Here is a 23,694-nt window from a genome sequence, read left to right as displayed (position 1 = left end):
CGCATGTCCGCGATCCCGAACGTTCCGATCACTTTCCAGGGCCTGATCCAGACCCTCAACCAGTATTGGGCGCAGCAGGGCTGCGTGCTGATCCAGCCGCTGGACCTGGAGGTCGGTGCGGGCACCTTCCACCCGGCCACGTTCCTGCGCTCGATCGGTCCGGAAAGCTGGAATGCCGCGTACGTGCAGCCTTCACGCCGCCCGACCGACGGCCGCTACGGCGAGAACCCCAACCGCCTGCAGCGCTACTACCAGTACCAGGTGGCGATGAAGCCGAGCCCGGACAACATCCAGCAGCTGTACCTGGATTCGCTCAAGGCGCTGGGCATCGATCCGCTGGTGCATGACCTGCGCTTCGTCGAGGACAACTGGGAATCGCCGACCCTCGGCGCCTGGGGCCTGGGCTGGGAAGTGTGGTTGAACGGGATGGAAGTCACCCAGTTCACCTATTTCCAGCAGGCCGGCGGCCTGGAGTGCAAGCCGGTGCTCGGCGAGATCACCTACGGTCTGGAGCGCCTGTGCATGTACCTGCAGAACTGCGACAACGTCTATGACCTGATCTGGACCTATGGTCCGGATGGCACCCCGGTGACCTACGGCGATGTGTACCTGCAGAACGAGATCGAGCAGAGCACCTACAACTTCGAATACGCCGACGTGGACGAAATGTTCCATCGCTTCGATGCCTGCGAAAAAGAGGCGCAGAAGCTGGTCGATGTCGGCCTGCCGCTGCCGGCCTATGAGCAGGTCTGCAAGGCCAGCCATGCCTTCAACCTGCTGGATGCGCGCCGCGCGATCAGCGTGACCGAGCGCCAGCGCTACATCCTGCGCGTGCGCGCGCTGGCCCAGGCCGTGGCCAGGCTCTACGAGGCCAAACGCCTGGAAGCCGTGGCCGCCAAGGAGGTGCAGGCATGAGCACGATGCAGCCGCTGCTGATTGAACTGGGTACCGAAGAACTGCCGGTCAAGGCGCTGCCGGGCCTGGCCCAGGCCTTCTTCGATGGCGTCGTGGACGGCCTGACCAAGCGGGGCGTGACCATTGAACGCGGCGATGCCAAGCCGCTGTCGACCCCGCGTCGCCTGGCCGTGCTGCTGCCCGGCGTGGCCGTTGAGCAGCCGGAACAGCATTCCGAAGTGCTCGGCCCTTACCTGAACATCGCGCTCGACGCCGAGGGTCAGCCGACCAAGGCGCTGCAGGGTTTCGCCGCCAAGGCCGGGATCGACTGGACCGCGCTGGAGCGCACCAGCGACGCCAAGGGCGAGCGCTTCGTACACCGCTCCACCACGCCGGGCGCGCGCACCGCGACGCTGCTGCCGGAGATCCTGCGCGAGGCGATCGCCGCGATGCCGATCCCCAAGCCGATGCGCTGGGGCAGCCACACCTATGGCTTCGCCCGCCCGGTGCATTGGCTGGTGCTGCTGCACGGCCCGGACATCATCGAGGCCGAGGTGCTGGGCCTGAAGGCTGACCGCATGAGCCGCGGCCATCGCTTCATGCATGACAAGACCGTGTGGCTGAGCGCGCCGGAGGACTACGTCGCCTCGCTGCAGGCCGCCTACGTGCTGGTCGATGCCGACGCGCGCCGTACCCGCATCGTCGAGCAGGTCAACGCGGCGGCCGCGCAGGCCGGCGGTCAGGCGCGCATCACTCCGGACAATCTCGAGCAGGTGGTCAACCTGGTCGAATGGCCGGCGCCGGTGCTGTGCAGTTTCGAGCGCGAGTTCCTGGCGGTGCCGCAGGAAGCGCTGATCGAGACGATGGAGATCAACCAGAAGTTCTTCCCGGTGCTCGATGCCAGCGGCAAGTTGACCGAGAAGTTCATCGGCATCGCCAACATCGACTCCAAGGACGTGGCCGAAGTGGCCAAGGGCTACGAGCGCGTGATCCGTCCGCGCTTCTCCGATGCCAAGTTCTTCTTCGACGAAGATCTGAAGCAGGGTCTGGAATCGATGGGCGACGGCCTGAAGACCGTCACCTACCAGGCCAAGCTGGGCTCGGTCGCCGACAAAGTGACCCGTGTGGCCGCCCTCGCCGAGGCCATCGCGCCGCAGGTGGGCGTCGAGCCGGTGCTGGCCAAGCGCGCCGCGGTGCTGGCCAAGAACGACCTGCAGTCGCGCATGGTCAACGAATTCCCGGAGTTGCAGGGCATCGCCGGCCGGCATTACGCCGTGGTCGGCGGGGAGTCGCCCGAGGTCGCGCTGGCCATCGACGAGGCCTACCAGCCGCGCTTCGGTGGGGATGACATCGCGCTGTCGCCGCTGGGCAAGGTGCTGGCCATCGCCGAGCGTCTGGATACGCTGGCCGGTGGTTTTGCCGCAGGCCTGAAGCCGACCGGCAACAAGGATCCGTTCGCGCTGCGCCGCAATGCGCTGGGCCTGGCCCGCACGGTGATCGAGAGCGGATTCGACCTGGATCTGCGCGCGCTGATCGCGACCGCCGTGGCGGGCCTGCCGGCGGGCGTGCAGCCCAGTGCCGAACGCAAGACCGAGGCGCTACCGCAGGAGCTGTATGACTTCATCATCGACCGCCTGCGCGGCTACTACGCCGACAAGGGCGTGCCGGCCACGCATTTCAACGCGGTGGCTGAGCTGAAGCCGGCCTCGCTGTACGATTTCGACCGCCGCATCGATGCCATCGGCACCTTCGCCGCGCTGCCGGAAGCCGAAGCGCTGGCCGCGGCCAACAAGCGCATCCGCAACATCCTGCGCAAGGCCGAGGGCGAGATCCCGGGCATGATCGACCCGGCGCTGCTGGCCGAGCCGGCCGAAAGCGAACTGGCCGAAGCGGTGGAAGCGGCCATCGATGACAGCAACGCCAGCCTGCACCAGAAGGACTACGTGAGCGTGTTGAACCGGCTGGCGCGCCTGCGCCCGCAGGTGGACGCGTTCTTCGATGCGGTGATGGTCAATGCCGAGGATCCCGCGCTGCGGGCCAATCGCCTGGCCCTGCTCAAGCGCCTGGGCGACCGCCTGGGCAGCGTGGCGGCGATCGAACACCTGTCCAACTGACGCGGCGGGGCCGCGCGCCCCACGGTGGACCGGAAGGCGCGACGGCTTCGGCTGTTCGCGCCTTCTGCGTTTCCGGGAGGGCGGCGCGCTCCGATACTCGTGCCGGAAGCGTCATATGGTGTCGCCCCGGTGTCGCGGACGCTTCTGTCCGATGACGTGTTGTCATCGATCTCGCCGCGTGTGATGCAAGCGACTTTCTCGCGGAATTTAACGGCTTCTTCACCGCCGTTCTGAAACAGCCACGCCGATTTCGCATGCTCGCGATGGCCCGTTATGCTGTCGCCATGCAGCCAACGAAATTCGCCCTTCCGCTGATGTTCCTGTCCCTTGCCACCGCCTCGGTGGCACATGCACGGGGGACCATCGAGAAAGTGGACATCAAAGGATTGGACAAGGGCGACGATGCCGAGATGATCGAGAACATCGAGGTCTCGCTGTCCCTGTACGACACCATCGGCAAGGTCCAGGGCGAGTCGCGGCTGGAATATCTGTTGTCCCAGGCAGAGCGCCAGACCCGCGAGGCGCTGGAGCCGTTCGGGTACTACAACCCGACCATCACCGTGGAAAGCCCGCGCGAAGGCGAGAACCTGCGCGTGGTGATCCAGGTCGAGAAAGGGCCGCCGACCCTGGTCCGCCGCGAGCACATCGACATCACCGGCCCGGCCCAGCTGGACCAGTACCTCCAGGAAGACCTCGAGAAATTCAAGCCGCGCAAGGGCCAGCGGTTCGAGCACACCGAGTACGAAGCCAGCAAGATCCGGGTCACCCGGCGCCTGGCCGAGCGTGGTTATTTCGATGCCGACTTCACCCAGCGCCAGGTGCAGATCACCCGCGCCGAGAACGCGGCCGATGTCGATCTGACCTGGGACAGTGGCCGCCGCTACAACATGGGCGAGATCCGCTTCCATCAGGATTACTTCGTCGACAAGCTGTTCGACCCGCTGGTGTACTGGGACGAAGGCAGTTACTTCCACGAAGGTAAACTGGACCGCCTGCGCGAATCGCTGACCAAGCTCGATTACTTCAGCGTGATCGACATCCAGCCGCGCCCGGACCAGGCCGATGACAACGGCGATGTGCCGGTGGACGTCAACCTGACCCGCGCCAAGCGCACGATCTACACCGCCGGCCTGAGCTACGGCAGCGAGAGTGGCGCCGGTGTGCGCGGTGGCCTGGAGCGGCGCTTCCTCAACAGCCGCGGCCACAAGATGAACACCCAGCTCGACTATGCGCAGAAGCGCAAGAGCCTGGTCACCAGCTACCGCATCCCGGGCTTTGCCTGGCTCGATGGCTGGTATGCGTTTACCGCCAGCGCCTATGACGAGCAGACCGATTACATCGACCTGCGCAACTTCAAGCTCTCGGCCAGCCGCAGCGGCGAGATCAACGAGTACTGGACCGCGATCGCTTCGATCAACGCCCTGCGTGAGCGCTGGCGCTACGCCTCGGGCACCGAGTTCACCGATGCGGTCTACAACACCTCCACGCTGGTCTACCCGCAGCTGGTCGCCGACTACGTCAACGTGGACGATGAGATGTTCCCGCGCCGTGGCCTCAGCGGCAGTGCCACCCTGCGTGGCGGCGTCGAAGGTGCGGGCTCGGACACCAGCTTCGTGCAGGCCAACATGGTGCTGCGCTGGTATGTGCCGATCGGCGACAGCGACCGCCTGATCCTGCGCGGCGAAGGTGGCACCACCTGGACCAGCGATCTGGTGGCGATGCCGCCGAGCCTGCGCTTCTTCGCCGGTGGCGACCGCAGCATCCGCGGCTATGCCTTCCGCGAAGTCGGCCCGCGTACCGCACCACCGGACAAGTACGCGCTCGGCGCGAAGAACCTGGTGGTCGGCTCGGCCGAGTATGAGCATTACTTCAAGGGCGGGCCGTGGGGCGCGGCGGTATTCGTCGATACCGGCAGCGCGTTCGACAACACCATCGACCTGCACACCGGCGTGGGCTTCGGCGTGCGCTGGAAATCGCCGGTGGGCCCGGTGCGCGTGGATATCGCGCACGGCCTGAACGACCCGGATTCGCAGTTCCAGCTGTACCTGAACATCGGAGCGGACCTGTGAGCACGCCGACGCCTTCCGCCCCCGCCACCCCGCCGCCCCCGCGCGTGCGTTTCTACCGCAAGCGCCGCTTCTGGGCGTGGTCCGGTTTCACCGTGCTCGGCCTGGTGCTGTTGGCCTTGCTGCTGGTGTACTGGCTGCTGCAGACCGTGGCGGGCCGCGATGTGCTGCTGGCCCAGGTGGTCGCGCGGTTGCCGGTCGGCGCCTCGCTCACCTGGAGCAAGGTCGATGGCCCGGTCGCCGGGCCGCTGGTGCTGCACGATCTGGACTTCCGCTACGACGACATCCATTTCACCGCCGAACGGGCGTACCTGGATCCGGACATCCGGCCGCTGCTGGGCCGCAAGCTGCAGCTCGATGCACTGCAGATCAAGAACGCCACGTTGAACCTGGCCAAGAGCGATGAGCCGTTCGAGCTGCCCTCGTGGCCGGACTCGCTGCCGCAGATTGAAATGCCGCTGGCGATCCAGGCCGACACCATCATCATCGATGGCTTCCGGATCACCCAGGCGCAGCAGCCGCTGATCGACATCGCCAAGGTGCGCGGTGGGCTGGAGATCGCCAATGGCGAATTCCGCGCGCGCCAGCTGATCGTGGACAGCAGCTACGGCGATTTCCGCGTGGACGGGCATTACCTGCCGCGCAGCGATTACGACACCGACATCACCCTCGGCGCGCTGATGCCGGCGCCGCGCGGGCGTACCCCGGCGCGCCTGGGCCTGGTCGCCCGCGGTGACCTGGGCCATATGGAAGTGGCGATCGCCGGCAATGCACCGGCACCGCTGCAGGCCAGCCTCGTGTTCGATGGCCGCACCGACCCGGTGTGGAAACTCGCTGCGCGCAGCAAGGAACTGGACCTGGCCCTGCTGGTGCCGGGGATGGACGCGAGCACCAGCACGCCGATGGCGCTGGAGGTGCAGGCCGACGGCAAGGGTGGCCAGGCCAATCTGCAGGGCAGCTTCAAGCAGGGCGACATCGCGGTGGAACTGGCACCGTCCAAGGTCGGCCTGGCCGACCAGGTACTGACCGTGTCGCCGCTGCAGGTGAAGGGCTTCGGTGGACAGGCGCGGCTGGAAGGCATTGCCGATTTCACCGACAAGGAAAATGCCAGCCTGCGCTTCTCCATCGTCGCCAACGACCTCACCTTCGTGCCCGCCGCCGATACCACCACCCCGGGCGCGGCTGCGCCGGTGCCGGTGACGCTGAAAGAAGCGCGCATGGGCCTGGCCGGCACGCTGAAGGCGTGGGCGGCGGTTGGCCGTGCCTCGGTGGAACGCGAGAAGCAGGTGGCCGATCTGCAGTTCGACGTGCGCGGCAATGACCAGGCCGCCGTGATCAAACAGCTGCAGGCCAGCACGCCGGGCGGTTCGCTCGACGTGACCGGGCAGGTGGCCTGGGCGCCGCAGTTGGATTGGGACGTGGCCGCCAAACTGGCCGGCTTCGATCCGGGCTACTTCGCGCCGGGCTGGGACGGCAAGCTGTCCGGTTCGTTTGCCTCGAAGGGCCGCCAGTTGCCGCCGCCCGCCGGCAGTCCGGCCGGTACCGCTGGCAGCTACGAAGCCACCGTCGATGTGCCCGGCATCAAGGGCACGCTGCGCAAGCGCGCGCTGGATGCACAGGGCAAGTTCGCGCTGCGCGGCGAGCAGGGCGAGGGCAACCTCCGGCTGGCGCTGGGCAACAGCCGCCTGACCGCCAAGGGCTCGGTCGGCGACCGCCTGGATATCGATGCGCAGCTGGAGCCGGTGCAGCTGGACGACCTGCTGCCCAACAGCAGCGGCAGCCTGCGCGGCCACGTGCTGATCAAGGGCGCGCGTACCGCGCCGGACATCACCGCCGATCTGGTCGGCAGTGGCCTGCGCTGGGACGACTGGAGCGCCGAGGCGATCAGCATCAAGGGGCGCCTGCCGTGGCAGGGCGACAGTGGCACGCTGGCGGTGCAGGGCAGCAAGGTCCAGGTCGGCATGCTGCTGGACACGCTCAACGTCAATGCACGCGGCAGCCTCTCCAATCTGCGCCTGGATGCACAGACGAAGAACGAGCTGGGTGCTGTCGCGCTGGAAGGCGGCGTTCGCCAGCAGGGCCAGACCTGGCGTGGCGATCTGACCGCGCTGCGCATCGCACCGATGAAGGGCGATGCCTGGAGCCTGCGCGCACCGGCCACCTTCAGCGTGCAGGGCAGCAACTTCACCCTGAGCGATGCCTGCCTGGGTGCCGCCACCGGCGGCGCGCTGTGCGCCAGCGCGAACTGGCCGCGCGAAGGGCTGCTTGTGCGGGGCGATGCCTTGCCGCTGTCGCTGGTGCAGCCGTGGCTGCCGCCGCAGTCCGGAAGGCGCATCTTCCTGCGCGGTGAAGTGAATCTGGATGGGCGCATCCGCCCCCGCGGCAACGCGTGGGAAGGCAGTGCCTCGGTCACCTCGCGCGAAGGCGGGGTACGCCTGGGCGACAACGCGCGTGGCGAGCTGGTGCGTTACGACCAGTTCTCGGTGAACCTGGAGATGACCCCGCAGCAGATCAACGCCAAGCTCGGTGTCGGTTTCCAGGGCGACGGCTTCGTCGATGCCAAGGTGCAGACCGGCTGGGATGCCAACGCGCCGCTGACCGGCGAGCTGTACATGAACATCGCGCGGCTGTACTGGCTGGAACTGTTCTCGCCCGACATCGTGCGCCCAACCGGCCTGATCGAAGGCCACGTGAGTCTGCGCGGCACCCGTGGTACGCCGTCATTGGGCGGTGAGGCCACGCTGAGCAAGTTCAATGGCGAGTTCCCTGCGCTCGGCCTGACCTTCGCCGAAGGCAAGGGCAGCTTCACCGCGCAGCCGGACGGCTCGGCCAAGATCACCGCGCAGGCCAACTCCGGCAAGGGCACGCTGTACGTGGATGGCGGGCTGTCGTGGTTCGGCGATGCACAGCCGCTGCAGCTGCATATCCACGGCGAAAACGTGCTGCTGGCCAACACCAGCGAGCTGCGCGTGATCGCCAACCCGAACCTGGACTTCACGTTGGCCGGCAGCGCGATGCAGCTGCGTGGCACCGTGCACGTCCCCGAAGCGGATCTGGACCTGGAGCGCCTGGATCGTGGCACCTCGGTCTCCGAAGATGTGGTGGTGCTGGACCCGGTCGATCCGGAAGAGGGGCCCAGCTCGCCGCTGGACATGGACCTGACCGTGAGCCTGGGCGACAAGGTCAAGATGGCCGGGTTCGGCCTGAAGGGTGCGCTGACCGGCAAGATGCAGGTGTGGGCACGCCCGGGGCGTGAGATGACCGCCAACGGCGGGCTGGAAGTCAGTGGGCGCTACAAGGCCTACGGCCAGGACCTGACCATCACCCGCGGCAACTTGAACTGGAACTACAACGCGGTCTCCGATCCGCGCATCAACATCCGTGCCCAGCGCGCCGTCGGCGATGTCACCGCCGGCATCGACGTGACCGGGCGGGCGCAGTCGCCGCGCGTGGATGTGTGGTCGGAACCGGCGATGTCGCAGTCCGAAGCACTGGCCTACCTGGTGCTGGGACGCAGCCTCACCGGTGCCAGCAGCGATCAGGCCCAGCAGGTCAACGCGGCCTCGGCGGCGCTGTCGGCCGGCAGCGGCCTGCTCGCCTCGCAGCTGGGCGCCAAGCTCGGCCTGGACGACGCCGGCGTGAGCCAGTCGCGCGCGCTGGGTGGCTCGGTGATCGGCTTCGGCAAGTACATCTCGCCCAAGCTGTACATCGGCTACGGCGTCTCGCTGGTCGGCAGTGGCTCGGTGCTGACGCTGAAGTACCTGCTGCGCCGTGGCTTCGATGCGGAGCTGGAATCGAGCACGGTGGAGAACCGTGGGTCGTTGAACTGGCGAAAAGAAAAGTAGATCACGACCGTTGGTCGTGATGCGGGTGCTTGCCCAACCATCGGCCGTTGCCCCTGCCGGGCGCAGCGGCTAAGGTCTCGGGCTGTTCTGACGTACCGGATGTGCCCATGTCTTCACGCAAACCCCTCACCGCCGCGCTGGCGCTTGGCCTGACCCTCGCTGCCGGCGCCCATGCCGACGAAGGCATGTGGATGCCGACCCAGCTGCCGGACCTGGCCAAACCGCTGAAGGCGGCCGGCTTCAAGGGCAACCCGGGCGACCTGGCCAACGTCACCGCGCCGCCGCTGAGTGCGGTGGTGCGTGCCGGTGGCGGGACCGGTTCGTTCGTCTCCGACGACGGCCTGCTGCTGACCAACCACCATGTGGCCATGGGCGTGATCCAGTACAACACCTCGCCCGAGCACAACCTGATCAACGACGGCTTCATCGCCAAGGGCCGCAGCGATGAGCGCGCGGCCAACCCGGATTTCCGCGTGCTGGTCACGGTCGGGTTCGACAAGGTCACCGATGAAGTGCTGCGCGATGCGCGCGGCAAGACCGGGCGGGCGTATTTCGATGCGGTCGACCGCGCCAGCAAGCAGCTGGTGGCCGACTGTGAGAAAGAAGGCAACATCCGCTGCAGCGTGGCGGACATGTACTACGGCACCGATTTCTATCGCATCCGCCAGCTTGAGCTGAGCGATGTGCGCCTGGTCTACGCGCCGCCGCGCGCGATCGGCAATTATGGCGATGAGATCGACAACTTCATGTGGCCGCGCCACACCGGTGATTTCACCCTGCTGCGTGCCTACGTGGGCAAGGACGGCAAGCCCGCGCCGTACAGCGTGGACAACGTGCCGTACCACCCGCCGGCGCACCTGAAGATGGCGATCGACGGCCCGAAGACCGGCGACTACGCGATGCTGGCCGGTTACCCGGGCATCACCTACCGCCATCGCACCGCCGCGGAATTCGCCGGCCAGATCGATGCCGTGCTGCCACGCCGCGTGGCGGTGTTCCAGCAGATGATCGACACCATCGAAGCGGCCAGTGCGAAGGATGCGCAGGCACGCACCCGTTACGCCTCGCAGCTGCAGTCGCTGAAGAACAACCGCAAGCGCGCCGCTGGCGAGCTGGAAGGCCTGCTGCGCAGCGATGCCAAGGCGCAGCGTGCCGCCGATGAGGCAGCGATGCTGCAGGCCACCGACGCGACGTACCGGGGCGACATCCAGTCCCTGCTGAGCTCGCTGTCCAGCGGCGCATCAGTGGGCGAGCGCGATCTGCTGCTCGATCTGCTCGCGGCGCAGAGCCAGCTGCTGCGCTCGGCACTGACCCTGGAGCGCCTGCGCATCGAATCGGCCAAGCCCGATGCCGAGCGTGACACGGGCTACCAGCAGCGCGATCTGGCCTTGATCGAGGGCGTGCTCAAGCAGGTCCAGCGCCGCTACGATCCGGCCATCGAAAAAGCGCTGTTGACCACGCTGCTGACCCGCTACCAGCAGCTGCCCGACGCGCAGCGCGTGCCCGCGTTCGACGCGGCCTTCGGCCGCACCCCGGCCGCGCTGGCCAAGACCCTGGATACGCTGTACGCCACCACGCGCCTGGGCGACGAAGCCGAGCGGCTGTCGCGCTTTGCCGCGGCGAAAGAGGGCAAGGCGCTGGCACGCGATCCGCTGATCGATCTGGCCGGCCCGCTGGTCGCCGCGCAACTGCGCCTGGATGACGAGCGCAAGACCCGCGAAGGCGAGCAGCTGCGCCTGCGCCCGGCGTACATGCAGGCGCTGTTCGCCTGGCGTGCCAAGCAGGGCCGCGCGGTCTACCCGGATGCGAACCGTACCCTGCGCATCAGCTACGGCAAGGTCGAGGCGCTGTCGCCGCGCGATGCGGTGCATTTCGACCCGGTGACCACTGTGGCCGGGATCGTCGAGAAGAACACCAACGCCTACCCGTTCGATGCGCCCAAGCCGCTCCTGGACGCGATCGCCAAGGGTGATTTCGGCTCCACCGCCGATCCGGTGCTGAAGACCCAGACGGTCAACTTCCTGACCAACCTGGACACCACCGGCGGCAACTCCGGCTCACCAGTGCTCAATGCCAAAGGCGAACTGATCGGCCTGAACTTCGACAGCAATTGGGAGTCGGTCAGCGCCAGCTGGTGGTTCGATCCGCGCTTCAAGCGCGCGGTGCACGTGGACATGCGCTACCTGCGCTGGCTGCTGGCCAAGGTCTACCCGGCACCCGAACTGCTGAAGGAAATGGGCGTTCCGGCCGAATAAGGCACGGCGGCCCGCCCTGGAACGCCACGACCAATGGTCGTGGCCTACACTGCGGGCTGCTCTCACGGAAGCACCCGCGTGGTCTCCAGCTGGATCCTGCTGTTGGTGTCAGTGGCCTATGCCGCGCTGCTGTTCGGCGTGGCGTGGTGGGGTGACCGTCGCCCGATGTACCCGGATCGACCGTGGTTGCGCCCGGTGGTCTACAGCCTGGCGCTGGCGGTGTACTGCTCGTCATGGACGTTCTACGGTGCGGTCGGCACGGCGGTGCGCAATGGCATCGGCTACCTGCCGATCTACCTGGGGCCCCTGCTGCTGTGGGTGTTCGGCTGGCGGATCATCGAGCGCCTGGCGCTGATCGCACGCAGCCAGAACGTGGTCTCCATCGCCGATTTCATCTCCTCGCGGTTCGGCCGCTCGCGCCGCCTGGCCGCACTGGTGGCGGTGATCGCGTTGATCGGCATCGTGCCGTACCTGGCCCTGCAGTACAAAGCCGTCGCGATGAGCCTGCAGGTGCTGACCGGCAACGTCGGCCCGACTGGCTTCTTCACGGATCCCGCGTTGTACGTGGCGTTGCTGATGGCGCTGTTCGCCACGCTGTTCGGTACCCGCCAGGTGGATGCTACCGAGCACCACCACGGCATGATGCTGGCGATCGCGCTGGAATCGATGATCAAGCTGATCGCGATGGTCGCGCTGGGCCTGTTCGCCTACCTGTGGCTCAACGACCGCACCGATGCGGTGATCGAGTCGGCGCATACGCTGTTCACCGGCTTGCCACCGGTCGGGTTCATTTCCCAGACGCTGCTGAGTTTCCTGGCCATCATCTGCCTGCCGCGCCAGTTCCATGTGGCGGTGGTCGAGTGTGGCGATGTGCGGGATATCCGCCGCGCGCGCTGGATGTTCGGGGCCTACCTGGTGATCATCTCGGCGATGGTGATTCCGATCGCCACCGCCGGCGTGACCCTGTTCGGCACCGGTGGCAGTGTCGCCGACGACAGCATGGTGCTGGCCCTGCCGCTGGCCGAAGGTCGCAAGTTCCTGGCGCTGGTCGCCTATGTCGGCGGCTTCTCGGCTGCGACCGGCATGGTCATCGTGGCCTCCATCGCGCTGGCGACCATGGTCAGCAACGATCTGGTGATGCCGGTCCTGCTGCGCCGCAGTGGCGATCATCAAGAGGCGGCGGATGTCGCTTCGCGCGTGTTGTGGATTCGCCGCACCGCGATCCTGCTGCTGGCGCTGGTGGCCTACAGCTATTACCGCGGCAGCAGCAACGACAGTACCCTGGCCTCCTACGGCCTGATGGCCTTCGCTGCAGTCGCGCAGTTCGCCCCGGGGCTGATCGGCGGGCTGTACTGGCGCGGTGCCAGCCGCCGCGGCGTCGAAGTCGGCATGCTGCTCGGCTTCGGCACCTGGGTATACACGCTGCTGTTGCCGGCGCTGACCCAGGCCGGCTGGATGTCGTCGGCCTGGCTGGTGCAGGGCCCGTTCGGGATCGGCTGGCTGCAGCCGCAGCACCTGTTCGGCATGAGCGGCTGGGACCCGCTGACGCACGGCACGTTCTGGTCGCTGCTGGTCAATGTCGCGGCGATGGTGCTGGTCTCGGTGCGCTGGCGCCCGGGCGTGGATGAACGCCTGCGTGCGGCGCCGTTCCTGGATCCCTACGCGCAGCGCCCATCGGTGGCCGGTGCGTGGCCGGGCAACGTGCATGTCGGTGACCTGTTGGCGCTGGCCTCGCGCGTGGTGGGCGACCGTCATGCCCGTCGATCGTTCTTCGAGCAGGCGCAGTCCATGGACCGCGAGCTGCAGGCCTCCGCGCCGGCGGACCGTGCCTGGGTGCAGTTCACCGAGCGCCTGCTGGCGGCCTCGATCGGCGCGGCGTCGGCCCGCCTGCTGCTGACCAGTCTGCTGCGCGGTTCGGGCATGGACCTGGGCGAAGTGGTGGCGGTGCTCGACGAGGCAGGCCAGGAACTGCGCTTCAACCGCGAGATTCTCTCCACCACCCTGGAGAACATCAGCGCGGGGGTCAGCGTGGTCGATCCGGACATGCGCCTGACCGCCTGGAACCGCCGCTACCAGCAGATGTTCGGGTACCCCGACGGGATGCTCTACGTGGGCCGGCCGGTCGCCGACCTGATCCGCTACAACGCCGAGCGCGGTGAGCTCGGCGAGGGCGACATCGAGCTGCAGATCAACCGCCGCATCGGCTACATGCGAGCCGGCTCGCCGCACATCTTCGAGCGCACCCGCAGCGACGGCAAGGTGATCGAGATGCGCGGGCAGGCGCTGCCCGGCGGTGGCTACGTCACCAGTTACAACGACATCACCGACTACAAGCACGCCGAGCGCGCGCTGCTGGAAGCCAACGAAACGCTGGAACAGCGCGTGGCCGAGCGCTCGCATGAAGCCGAAGTGGCCCAGCAGTCCAAGACGCGCTTCCTGGCCGCGATCAGCCACGACGTGCTGCAGCCGCTCAATGCTGCCCGTCTGTTCGCTTCAGCGCTGCGTGAGAGCCACCACAACAACGAAGAGCAACGGCATCTGGCCGAGCGCGTGGATGCCTCGTTGCGTGCAGCCGAGGAACTGCTGGATGGCCTGCTGGATGTCTCCCGTCTGGATGCCGGTGGCCTGCATCCGGTGATCGGTGACTTCGATGTCAGCCTGCTGATGCGCGAGCTGGCGGCGCAGTACTCGCCCGTCGCAGCCGGCCGTGGGTTGCGCATGGATCTGTTCGCGCGGCCGGCCTGGGTGCGCAGCGATCGCCGCCTGCTGCGCCGCGTGCTGCAGAACTTCCTGGCCAATGCGCTGCGCTACACGCGCCAGGGCCGCATCGTGCTGGCCGTGCGCCATCGCGGGCCGGAAGTGGAACTGCAGGTATGGGATACCGGCCCGGGCATTCCCGAACACCACATGCAGCAGATCTTCGATGAGTTCCATCGCTACCAGCAGCCGTTCGACTGGGGCGAGCAGGGCCTGGGGCTGGGCCTGTCGATCTGCCAGCGTATCTCGCGCCTGCTCGATCACCGACTCAACGCCCGCAGCCGGGTCGGCAGCGGCAGCATGTTCTCGATCCTGCTGCCCCTCGTGGCGGCCCCGGCCTTGCCGACCGCAGACGCACTGCCGGCACCGAGCCCGGTCACCCGCGCCGATTCACTGGCCGGCATGCGCGTGCTGTGCGTGGATAACGATCAGGAAATCCTGGATGGCATGCGGGCGCTGCTGGGCCGTTGGCAGGTGCAGGTGATCACCGCCAGCACCGTCGACCAGGCACTGGAGAAAGTGGTCGAACGGCCGGACGTGATGTTGGTGGATTACCACCTGCATGACCGCCTGGACGGGCTGGATACCTTGGTGGCGCTGGGCCAGAAGGCCGGGCGTGCGATTCCGGGGGCGCTGCTCACCGCCGACGGCCGCGACGAGCTCAAGCGGATGGCGCGTGACCGCGGCTATCGGTTGTTGACCAAACCGATCAAGCCGGCCTCGCTGCGGGCCTTCCTGGCCGCCTTCCACGACACCCGCGGCGATCTCTAGCCGTGGGGCGGGCGTGACCGCCGGTCAGGCCACGGCGCCGCTGAGATGTTCGTACAGGATGGTCGAGCCGATGATGATCAGGATCAGGCCGCCGATGATCTCGGCGCGCTTGCCGACCATGCCGCCCAGCACGCGGCCGAGCATGATGCCGGCGGTCACCATGGTGAGCGTGCACAGGCCGATGATCAGCGCCATCACACCGATATGCACGTCGAGGAAGGCCAGGCCGATGCCGACTGCCATCGCATCGATGCTGGTGGCGAAGCCGGTCATTGCCAGGCGCCAGAAGCCATGGTGCTTGCTGGTGTCTTCCTCGTCGCCGCCCTCGTCGGGGCGCAGGCCGTTGATGATCATGTGCACGCCCAGCGCACCGAGCAGGCCGAACGCGATCCAGTGATCGAAGGCCTCCACATACGCCAGCGCAGCGCGGCCGAGCAGCCAGCCGATCACCGGCGTGATGCCTTCGATGACACCGAAAATCAGGCCGGCGCGCAAGGCGTCGGAAAAGCGTGGCTTGCGCATGGCCGCGCCCTTGCCGATGGCAGCAGCGAAGGCATCGGTGGACATGGCAAAGCCGATCAGCAGGATCGAAATGGGGGACATTGGGATACGCGACAGGTCGGGCGAGAGCGAGCAACGGACCGCGGACGCGCCCAACCTGTCGTTGCGCACGCGGACCGCTGGTCTCGCCAACCAAGATGGTTGCCCGCACCACGGCGCACTGGCCGAGTATGTTGATACGGGCGATTCCTTCAGCAGGAATCCGGCTACTCCCCAAGGGGACGCGAAGCTTAGCACCGGGCCCGCGGCGTGGAGCGTTTGCCGCGAATTGCGCAGGTCACGCTGGAATTCATAGCTCCGGCTATAACGCCTACTCTTCTTCCGGCGGCAACACGATCTGTTCGTCGTCGATGGCCAGCTTGCCGGCCATCAGCACCGCCTGGGTGCGGTTGGTGACACCGAGCTTGCGCAGGATCGCGGTGACGTGGGCTTTGATCGTCGCTTCGGAGACATTGAGGTCGTAGGCGATCTGCTTGTTGAGGCGGCCGGCGCCGAGCATCTGCAATACCCGGAACTGCTGCGGGGTCAGCTCGCGCAGGCGCTGGCCGATCTCGCGTTCCTCGCGCCCGGTCTGGGGCACGTTGTGCGCTTCCGGCGGTGCCCAGGTCTCACCATCCAGGATGGTGCCCAGCGCATGGCCGATCGTGTCCGAATCGGCGGATTTGGGGATGAAGCCGAAGGCGCCATGGTCGAGCGCGCGGCGCATCACCGTCGGCTCTTCGCGTGCGGACACCACCACCACCGGCAGCTGCGGGTGCAGGGCACGCATATGCACGAGCGCGTTGAAGCCCTGCGCACCGGGCATGTTGAGGTCCATCAGGACCAGGTCGGCGTCGGTGTGCTGGTCGGCCAGCTGGTACAGCGCTTCCACGCTGTCCGCTTCGTACAGCTGCACGCCGGGGATGACGCGTTGCACGGCCCCGCGAAGGGCTTCGCGGAACAGCGGATGGTCATCGGCAATCAGGAGGGTCGTCATGGTGGGGGCCATGTTGCGGAGGCGTGCAGCGACGCAACGAAAAGGTCTATCGAGATGACAGCCCCCTGAGTCAGGGGGCGGCCGCGAAGCGGCGGGGTGTGGGTGCTGGTGAGGCGGGGCCCACGATCCGCTTGCGGATCGTGGGAGCGACAGCGCGAAGGCGATGACGCGGCCCCATCCTGCGCCTGCACGGTGAAGGGTTACTTCACTTCACTTTGCGTTCTTCCACCAGCGAGGCCACGACCGACGGATCGGCCAGGGTCGAGGTGTCGCCGAGCTGGTCCGGGGCGTTCTCGGCGATCTTGCGCAGGATGCGGCGCATGATCTTGCCCGAGCGCGTCTTGGGCAGGCCCGGTGCCCACTGCAGATGGTCGGGCGCGGCGATCGGACCGATCTCCTTGCGCACCCAGGCCACCAGCTCCTTGTGCAGTGCATCGCTCGGCGTCTCGTCGGCGATCAGGGTCACGTAGGCATAGATGCCCTGGCCCTTGATGTCGTGTGGGAAGCCGACCACGGCCGCTTCGGCCACCTTCGGGTGCGAGACCAGCGCGCTTTCCACCTCGGCGGTGCCGATGCGGTGGCCGGAAACGTTGATCACATCGTCCACGCGGCCGGTGATCCAGTAGTAGCCATCCTCGTCACGACGGCAGCCGTCGCCGGTGAAGTAGCTGCCCGGGTAGGTGCGGAAGTAGGTATCGATGAAGCGCTGATGGTCGCCGTAGACGGTGCGCATCTGGCCCGGCCACGAATCGCGGATGATCAGGTTGCCTTCGGTGGCCCCCTCCTGGATCTCGCCATCGGCATTGACCAGCGCCGGCTGCACGCCGAAGAAGGGCAGGGTGGCCGAGCCCGGCTTGAGATCGACCGCGCCCGGCAGCGGGGAAATCAGGATGCCGCCGGTTTCGGTCTGCCACCAGGTATCCACGATCGGGCAGCGACTGTCGCCGACCACTTCGTAGTACCAGCGCCACGCTTCCGGATTGATCGGCTCGCCGACACTGCCGAGCAGGCGCAGCGAACTGCGCGAGGTGCGCTTGACCGGTGCATCGCCTTCGCGCATCAACGCGCGGATCGCGGTGGGGGCGGTGTAGAAGATGGTGACCTGGTGCTTGTCGATCACTTCCCAGAACCGCGAGGTGTTCGGGAAGTTCGGCACGCCTTCGAACATCACCGAGGTCGCGCCATTGGCCAGCGGACCGTACACGATGTAGCTGTGGCCGGTGACCCAGCCGACATCGGCGGTGCACCAGTAGATGTCGTCCTCGCGCAGGTCGAACACCGCTTCATGGGTGTAGGCCGCGTACAGCAGGTAACCGCCGGTGGTGTGCAGCACGCCCTTGGGCTTGCCGGTGGAGCCGGAGGTGTAGAGGATGAACAGCGGATCCTCGGCGTTCATGCGCTCGGGCTCGCACTGCGTCGGCTGCGGATCCACCACGTCGTGGAACCAGCGGTCGCGCGGGGCCTGCATGTCCACCGCGCCGCCGGTGTGGCGGACCACCAGCACCGTTTCCACGGTGGTGGTGCCGGGCAGCTTCAGCGCGGCATCGACGTTGGCCTTGAGCGGAATCTTCTTGCCGCCGCGCAGACCTTCGTCGGCGGTGATGATCAGCTTGCTGCCGCAGTCGATGACGCGGTCGGCGATCGAGTTCGGGGCAAAGCCGCCGAACACCACCGAGTGGATCGCACCGATACGCGCGCAGGCCAGCATGGCCACCGCGGCGTCGACGATCATCGGCAGGTAGATGGTGACCCGGTCGCCCTTCTTGACGCCGAGGTTGCGCAGCGCGTTGCCGAGGCGGCAGGTGCGCTCATACAGCTCGCGATAGGTGACGCCCTGCGACGGTGCATCGGGGCTGTCCGGTTCAAACAGCAGGGCGATCTTGTCGCCGCGTTTGTCGAGCTGGCGATCCAGGCAGTTGACGCTGGCGTTGAGCTCGCCGTCTTCGAACCACTTGATGCGGAAATCGTCGAGCTGGTAGCTGACGTTCTTGATGCGGGTCGGTTTCTTGAACCAGTCCAGGCGCTCGGCGGCCTTGCCCCAGAAGGCATCCGGATGCTCCACCGATTCGCGGTAGAGCTGCTGGTACGTGTTCTTGTCGATCCGCGATGCCGCGGCGAACGCGGCGTCGACGGGGTAAAGATCAGCCATGGCACCCTCACTTGCACGTTGACTTGGGGTTGTGCGGTCGCAACATAAGTGGCGACCTCTCCCCCTCAGTTTGCCGCATCCACCCGTCTGCGCGGTATCGGGGTGGTTAGACCATGGTCGAACGCCGACCACCCCGATATGACATGGCCGTTGACCCCGGTAGCCCACGACCGCTGGTCGTGAGGCTCACGGCCATTCGCCCCGGTAGCCCACGACCGTTGGTCGTGAGGCACACGGCCGTTCGCCCCGGTAGCTCACGACCGTTGGTCGTGAGGCTCACGGCCATTCGCCCCGGTAGCTCACGACCGTTGGTCGTGAGGCACTGCGTACCGACCAACGGTCGGTACCTACACGGTGCCTTCGGCACCTGCCGGCCGCCTGCCGGCGCCCGGGTCGTACTCGCCCCGCTGGGGCGAGTACGACTAATGGCCAATAGCTTCGGTGCGTCAACCCGCCGCACCCTCGGCTCGACCGTGCCCCATGCGCGGCATCACCTTGCCACCCGGGAGAGAGGGCAACATGAGCCACCGTTTGCTGAGGACGACACGCCGGCCGTTGGCCGCCGCCATGTTCGTCGCATTGATCGCGCCAGGCATGGCGTTCGCCGAAACCGCAAAAGAGAAAGCACTGGAAGCCCGCGTCGTGGAACTGGAGCGCCAGGTCCAGCTGCTGCTGAACAACCAGCAGCAACAGCAGGTCCAGATCAGCCAGGCCCAGACCGATGTCACCGCGGTGCGCACCGTGCAGGCGCAGCAACCGGTGGCGGCCACCGTGCCGGCCGGCAAGCAGCCGATCCAGGTCACCACCATCACCCCGGGCGCCGCGCCGGGGACCACGGTCAAGATCGGCGGCTTCATCAAGGCCGATTTCCTCGCCACCCAGACCGGCGACGGTCAGCTGGCCGACGATGCCACCGGTCGCGCGCTGTACCTGCCGGGCCAGACCCCGGTGGCCGGTGCCGGCGGCAGCGGCAAGCGTTCGGACGTGGACTACAACGCCCACGCCAAGTTCTCGCGCTTCAATCTTGGCATCGACAATGTCAGCGAGGCCGGCAACAAGTCCGGTGCGTTCTTCGAGATGGACTTCTTCGGCAACTCACTGGGCAACCAGACCGCGACCAATACCTACGGTGCGACCCTGCGTCACGCCTACATGTACTGGAACAACTGGATGGCCGGCCAGACCTGGTCGAACTTCATGGACGCCGCGTCGCTGCCGGAAGCGGCGGACTTCGTCGGCCCGACCGATGGTGTGATCTTCGTGCGCCAGGCACAGATCCGCTACACCCAGGGCGGCTTCAGCGTCGCGCTGGAAAACCCGGAAACCACGCTGCTCACCGGCACCCGCAACCCGGTCACCGGCGCGTGGACCAACGTGGCCAGCAACTCCGATCGCGGCGCGCTGCCGGATCTGACCCTGCGTTATGGCTGGAAGGGTGACTGGGGCACCTTCGGCGTCGGCGGCGTGGTCCGCCAGCTCAAGGTCGACAACCAGACCACCGGTGCCGATGCGGACAAGATCGCCGGCGGCCTCACCCTGGGCGGCAAGTGGGTGATGGGCCCGACCGATACGCTGCACTACCAGGTCACCGGTGGCGAAGGCATCGCACGTTACATCGGCCTGGGCGTCACCGCCGATACCGCGTATGACATCGCCCGCGACGAACTCAACCCGACCGGCGTGCTGGCCGGCTATGTGGGCTGGCGCCATGCCTTCACTCCGAAGCTGCGCACCAACCTGATCTACGCGCGCAGCGATTACGACAACGACGGCAGCCTTGGCCCGCTGGTCACCAAGAGCGTGCAGAGCATCCGCGGCAACGTGTTCTACACACCAATGCCCAAGGTCGATGTCGGCGCCGAGCTGATGTACGGCGTGCGCGAGATCGAGGATGGCCGCAAGGGCGATATCAGCCGCCTGCAGTTCACGACGAAATACAGCTTCTAAAAGAAAAAACGATTGCCGGTGTACAGCCGGCACAACACAACGATTGCTTCGGAGGGGAAGCGTCTTATGTCCACCACACCCGCACCAACAAAAGCCCAACTTACCCAGGGACACAAGAAGGTCATCTTCGCGTCCAGCCTGGGGACCGTCTTCGAGTGGTACGACTTCTTCCTGTACGGCTCGCTCGCCGCGATCATCGCCAAGCAGTTCTTCAGCGGCGTCAATGAAACCACGGGCATGATCTTCGCCCTGCTGGCGTTCGCGGCCGGCTTCTTCGTGCGCCCGTTCGGCGCGGCCTTCTTCGGCAGCCTCGGCGACCGGATCGGCCGCAAGTACACCTTCCTGGTCACGATCCTGATCATGGGCATCTCGACCTTCCTGGTCGGCGTGCTGCCCAACTATGCGTCGATCGGTTTCGCCGCCCCGGTGATCCTGATCATCCTGCGTCTGGCCCAGGGCCTGGCGATGGGTGGCGAATACGGTGGCGCGGCGACCTACGTCGCCGAGCACGCACCGGCCGACAAGCGTGGCCTGTACACCAGCTTCATCCAGTGCACCGCGACGCTTGGCCTGTTCATGTCGCTGCTGATCATCCTGGCCTGCCGTTACTTCCTGGGCAATGAAGCGTTCGAAGCCTGGGGCTGGCGTATTCCGTTCCTGGTCTCGATCGTGCTGCTGGGCATCTCGGTGTGGATCCGCCTGCAGCTGAGCGAATCCCCGCTGTTCCAGCAGATGAAGGCTGAAGGCAAGGGCTCCAAGACCCCGTTCCGTGACAGCCTCAAGGACGGCAACCTCAAGCTGATGCTGCTGGTCCTGCTCGGTGCCGCAGCCGGTCAGGCCGTGGTGTGGTACGGCGGCCAGTTCTACGCGCTGTTCTTCCTGAGCAGCATGCTCAAGGTCGACGCCACCACCTCCTATCTGCTGATCGCCGCAGCCCTGGCACTGGGCGTGCCGTTCTTCATCTTCTTCGGTTGGCTGTCCGACCGTATCGGCCGCAAGAAGATCATCCTGGCCGGCTGTCTGTTGGCCGCCATCACCTACATCCCGATCTTCAAGGGCCTGACCCACTTCGCCAACCCGGCCATCGAAGAAGCCCGCACCAACTCGCCGGCGCTGGTCAATGCCGACCCGAACACCTGCTCGTTCCAGTTCGATCCGGTCGGCCTGCGCAAGTTCACCAGCTCCTGCGACGTGGCCACCGCGGCCCTGACCAAAGCCGGTGTGCCCTATGAAGTGAAGCCGGCACCGGCCGGTACGCTGGCGACGGTCAACGTCGGGACCACCGCCGTGACCTCCTACGAGGCTGCAGGCCTGACCAAGGAAGAACTCAAGGCCAAGGGCGATGCCTTCGGCGGAGAGCTCAAGGGTGCGTTGGGTGCCGCCGGTTACCCGGCCAAGGCTGACAATGCGCGCATCAACATCCCCGGCACGATCTTCATGCTGTGGCTGCTGGTGCTGTACGTGACGATGGTCTATGGCCCGATCGCCGCCTACCTGGTCGAGCTGTTCCCGACGCGTATCCGCTACACCTCGATGTCGCTGCCCTACCACATCGGCAACGGCTGGTTCGGTGGCTTCCTGCCGGCGATTTCCTTCGCGCTGGTGGCCGGTACCGGCAACCTCTACTACGGCCTGTGGTACCCGATCATCATCGCGTTGATGACGGTCGTGGTGGGCGGCCTGTTCCTGCACGAAACCAAGGATGTGGACATCACCAAGTAACGGTGCGCCACACGGTATGACCAAGGGGCCGCGATGCGAATCGCGGCCCTTTTTTGTGTCCTGGGTAGTGCCGGCCGCTGGCCGGCTCCCGATCAATCGACGGGCACGCGTGCGAGGCTGCCGGCCAGCGGCCGGCACTACCCTGACCCGCTCTCACGCAGCCTGCCGTTATAGTCGGGCCATGAGCGATGCCCACACCGATCCCGCCGCGCTTCCCGCGATCCTGCACGCCCTGCGCACCGCCTGGCAGGCCAATCGCCCGACGCTGGAACAGCGCCGCGATGACCTGCAGCGCCTGCGCGCGGCCCTCAAGGCGCGCCTGCCGGAAATGGCCGCGGCGATCTCGGCCGACTTCGGCCACCGCTCCACCCACGAATCGCTGATCGCCGATGGCATGACCGTGCTCGGCGACATCGATCATCTGTGCGGCCATCTGCGCGGCTGGATGCGGCCGCGCCGGGTCGGTGTCGGCTGGCGGTTCTGGCCGGCGCGCGCGCAGACCCGGCCGGTGCCGCTGGGCGTGGTCGGGGTGATCTCGCCGTGGAACTACCCGGTCAACCTGGCCCTGATTCCGCTGGCGACCGCGATCGCCGCCGGCAACCACGTGATCCTCAAGCCGTCCGAGCACACGCCGCACACCAGCGCCTTCCTGCAGGCCCTGCTGGCCGAGGTTTTCCCCTCCGATCGCGTGGCGGTCGTGCAGGGCGATGGAGACCTCGCCAGCGCCCTGGCCGGCTCGCCGCTGGACCACCTGGTGTTCACTGGCTCCACCACCATCGGCCGCAAGGTCATGGCGGCCGCTGCCGAGCACCTGACCCCGCTCACGCTGGAACTGGGCGGCAAATCCCCCGCCATTGTCTGCAGCGACTACCCGCTGGAGAAGGCGGCGGCGCGCCTGGCCACCGGCAAGTTCTTCAATGCCGGCCAGACCTGCATCGCGCCGGACTACGTGCTGATCGACGGCCATCGCCAGCGCGAGCTGGTGCAGCAGCTGCAGACCCAGGTGCAGGCGCGCTATGGCGATTTCAGTGACACCGCCGATTACACCCGGATCATCCACGACGGCCAATACCAGCGCCTGCGTGGCTATCTCGATGAAGCCCGCGCGCGGGGCGTGCCGGTGATCGAACTGGCGACGGTCGATCCCGAGCGTGCGCAGCGCGAGCGGCTGATCGTGCCGACCATCGTGCTCGATCCGCCGGCCGATCTGGCCCTGATGCGCGAGGAGATCTTCGGTCCGATCCTGCCGGTCTGCGCGTATCCGGATCTGGACGCCGCCATCGCGGCGGTGCAGTCCCGTGACCGCCCGTTGGCGCTGTACATCTTCAGTCACGAACGTGTGCAGGTAGAACGGGTGCTGGCGCAGGTCGTGGCCGGCGGCGTCACCGTCAACGACACGCTGCTGCATTTCGCGGTCAATGGGCTGCCGTTCGGCGGTGTTGGCCCGAGTGGCATGGGCGCGTACCACGCGCGCGCCGGATTCGATGCGATGAGCAAGCAGCTGCCGATCCTGTGGCAGTCGCGCTGGGCCGCCAGCGATCTGCTCAAGCCGCCGTATTCGAAGATCGCCGGGATGTTGAAGATGATGGTGCGGTGAACCTTAGCGTGTTACACGGTAACGTCGAGACTTGCTCGGC

The 23,694-nt window shown here is 66.8% G+C and carries 12 protein-coding genes; 9 read left to right on the top strand and 3 right to left on the bottom strand.

Annotated elements, in window-relative coordinates:
- Positions 1–3 precede the first annotated feature (3 nt).
- The 6 genes from glyQ (at position 4) to ABE422_RS06845 (ending at position 14,702) form a co-directional block, all read left to right on the top strand.
- Positions 4–915 carry a glycine--tRNA ligase subunit alpha gene (gene glyQ, locus ABE422_RS06870; RefSeq protein WP_102788722.1) on the top strand — a complete coding sequence of 304 codons (912 nt, stop codon included), beginning with the start codon at positions 4–6 and terminating at the stop codon, positions 913–915.
- The gene (gene glyS / locus ABE422_RS06865) at positions 912–3,008 is read left to right on the top strand and encodes a glycine--tRNA ligase subunit beta (RefSeq protein ID WP_313211928.1); all 2,097 of its coding nucleotides are present in this window, start codon (positions 912–914) and stop codon (positions 3,006–3,008) included. The genes glyQ and glyS overlap by 4 nt, the downstream gene beginning before the upstream one ends.
- A 284-nt stretch (positions 3,009–3,292) precedes the next feature.
- Positions 3,293–5,077: an autotransporter assembly complex family protein gene (locus tag ABE422_RS06860; RefSeq protein WP_346482718.1), complete on the top strand. Its 1,785-nt coding sequence runs from the start codon at positions 3,293–3,295 to the stop codon at positions 5,075–5,077.
- Positions 5,074–8,919, top strand: coding sequence for a translocation/assembly module TamB domain-containing protein (locus tag ABE422_RS06855; RefSeq protein ID WP_346482712.1), 3,846 nt, complete (start codon positions 5,074–5,076; stop codon positions 8,917–8,919). The genes ABE422_RS06860 and ABE422_RS06855 overlap by 4 nt, the downstream gene beginning before the upstream one ends.
- 107 nt (positions 8,920–9,026) lie before the next feature.
- The gene (locus ABE422_RS06850; protein WP_346482711.1) at positions 9,027–11,174 is read left to right on the top strand and encodes a S46 family peptidase; all 2,148 of its coding nucleotides are present in this window, start codon (positions 9,027–9,029) and stop codon (positions 11,172–11,174) included.
- A 78-nt stretch (positions 11,175–11,252) separates the two neighbouring features.
- Entirely contained in the window at positions 11,253–14,702 is a 3,450-nt protein-coding gene (locus ABE422_RS06845; protein WP_346482710.1) for a PAS domain-containing hybrid sensor histidine kinase/response regulator, read from the top strand.
- Between the two features lie 24 nt (positions 14,703–14,726).
- On the opposite strand, the gene ABE422_RS06840 is transcribed toward ABE422_RS06845, so the two are convergent.
- The 3 genes from ABE422_RS06840 to acs form a co-directional block, all read right to left on the bottom strand.
- Complete coding sequence (locus ABE422_RS06840; RefSeq protein ID WP_313211923.1) at positions 14,727–15,305, bottom strand: manganese efflux pump MntP family protein; 579 nt, start codon at positions 15,303–15,305, stop codon at positions 14,727–14,729.
- Positions 15,306–15,573: 268 nt separating this feature from the next.
- Positions 15,574–16,239 carry a response regulator transcription factor gene (locus ABE422_RS06835; protein WP_121040978.1) on the bottom strand — a complete coding sequence of 222 codons (666 nt, stop codon included), beginning with the start codon at positions 16,237–16,239 and terminating at the stop codon, positions 15,574–15,576.
- A 205-nt stretch (positions 16,240–16,444) separates the two neighbouring features.
- The gene (acs, locus tag ABE422_RS06830; RefSeq protein ID WP_346481567.1) at positions 16,445–18,388 is read right to left on the bottom strand and encodes an acetate--CoA ligase; all 1,944 of its coding nucleotides are present in this window, start codon (positions 18,386–18,388) and stop codon (positions 16,445–16,447) included.
- Positions 18,389–18,907: 519 nt separating this feature from the next.
- Here acs and ABE422_RS06825 point away from each other — a divergent pair.
- From ABE422_RS06825 to ABE422_RS06815, 3 genes are all read left to right on the top strand, one after another.
- Positions 18,908–20,335, top strand: coding sequence for a DcaP family trimeric outer membrane transporter (locus tag ABE422_RS06825; protein WP_313211921.1), 1,428 nt, complete (start codon positions 18,908–18,910; stop codon positions 20,333–20,335).
- Between the two features lie 66 nt (positions 20,336–20,401).
- On the top strand, positions 20,402–22,057 hold the full coding sequence (locus tag ABE422_RS06820; RefSeq protein ID WP_313219263.1) for an MFS transporter: 1,656 nt from the start codon (positions 20,402–20,404) through the stop codon (positions 22,055–22,057).
- 181 nt (positions 22,058–22,238) lie between these two features.
- The gene (locus ABE422_RS06815; RefSeq protein WP_346482709.1) at positions 22,239–23,654 is read left to right on the top strand and encodes a coniferyl aldehyde dehydrogenase; all 1,416 of its coding nucleotides are present in this window, start codon (positions 22,239–22,241) and stop codon (positions 23,652–23,654) included.
- The last annotated feature ends 40 nt before the right edge of the window (positions 23,655–23,694 follow it).

Source organism: Stenotrophomonas sp. TWI1151, assembly GCF_039673135.1.
Taxonomy (GTDB): Bacteria; Pseudomonadota; Gammaproteobacteria; order Xanthomonadales; family Xanthomonadaceae; genus Stenotrophomonas.
The sequence above is the reverse complement of the archived record's forward strand: the minus strand, read 5'-3'. Positions and strand labels throughout refer to the sequence as shown.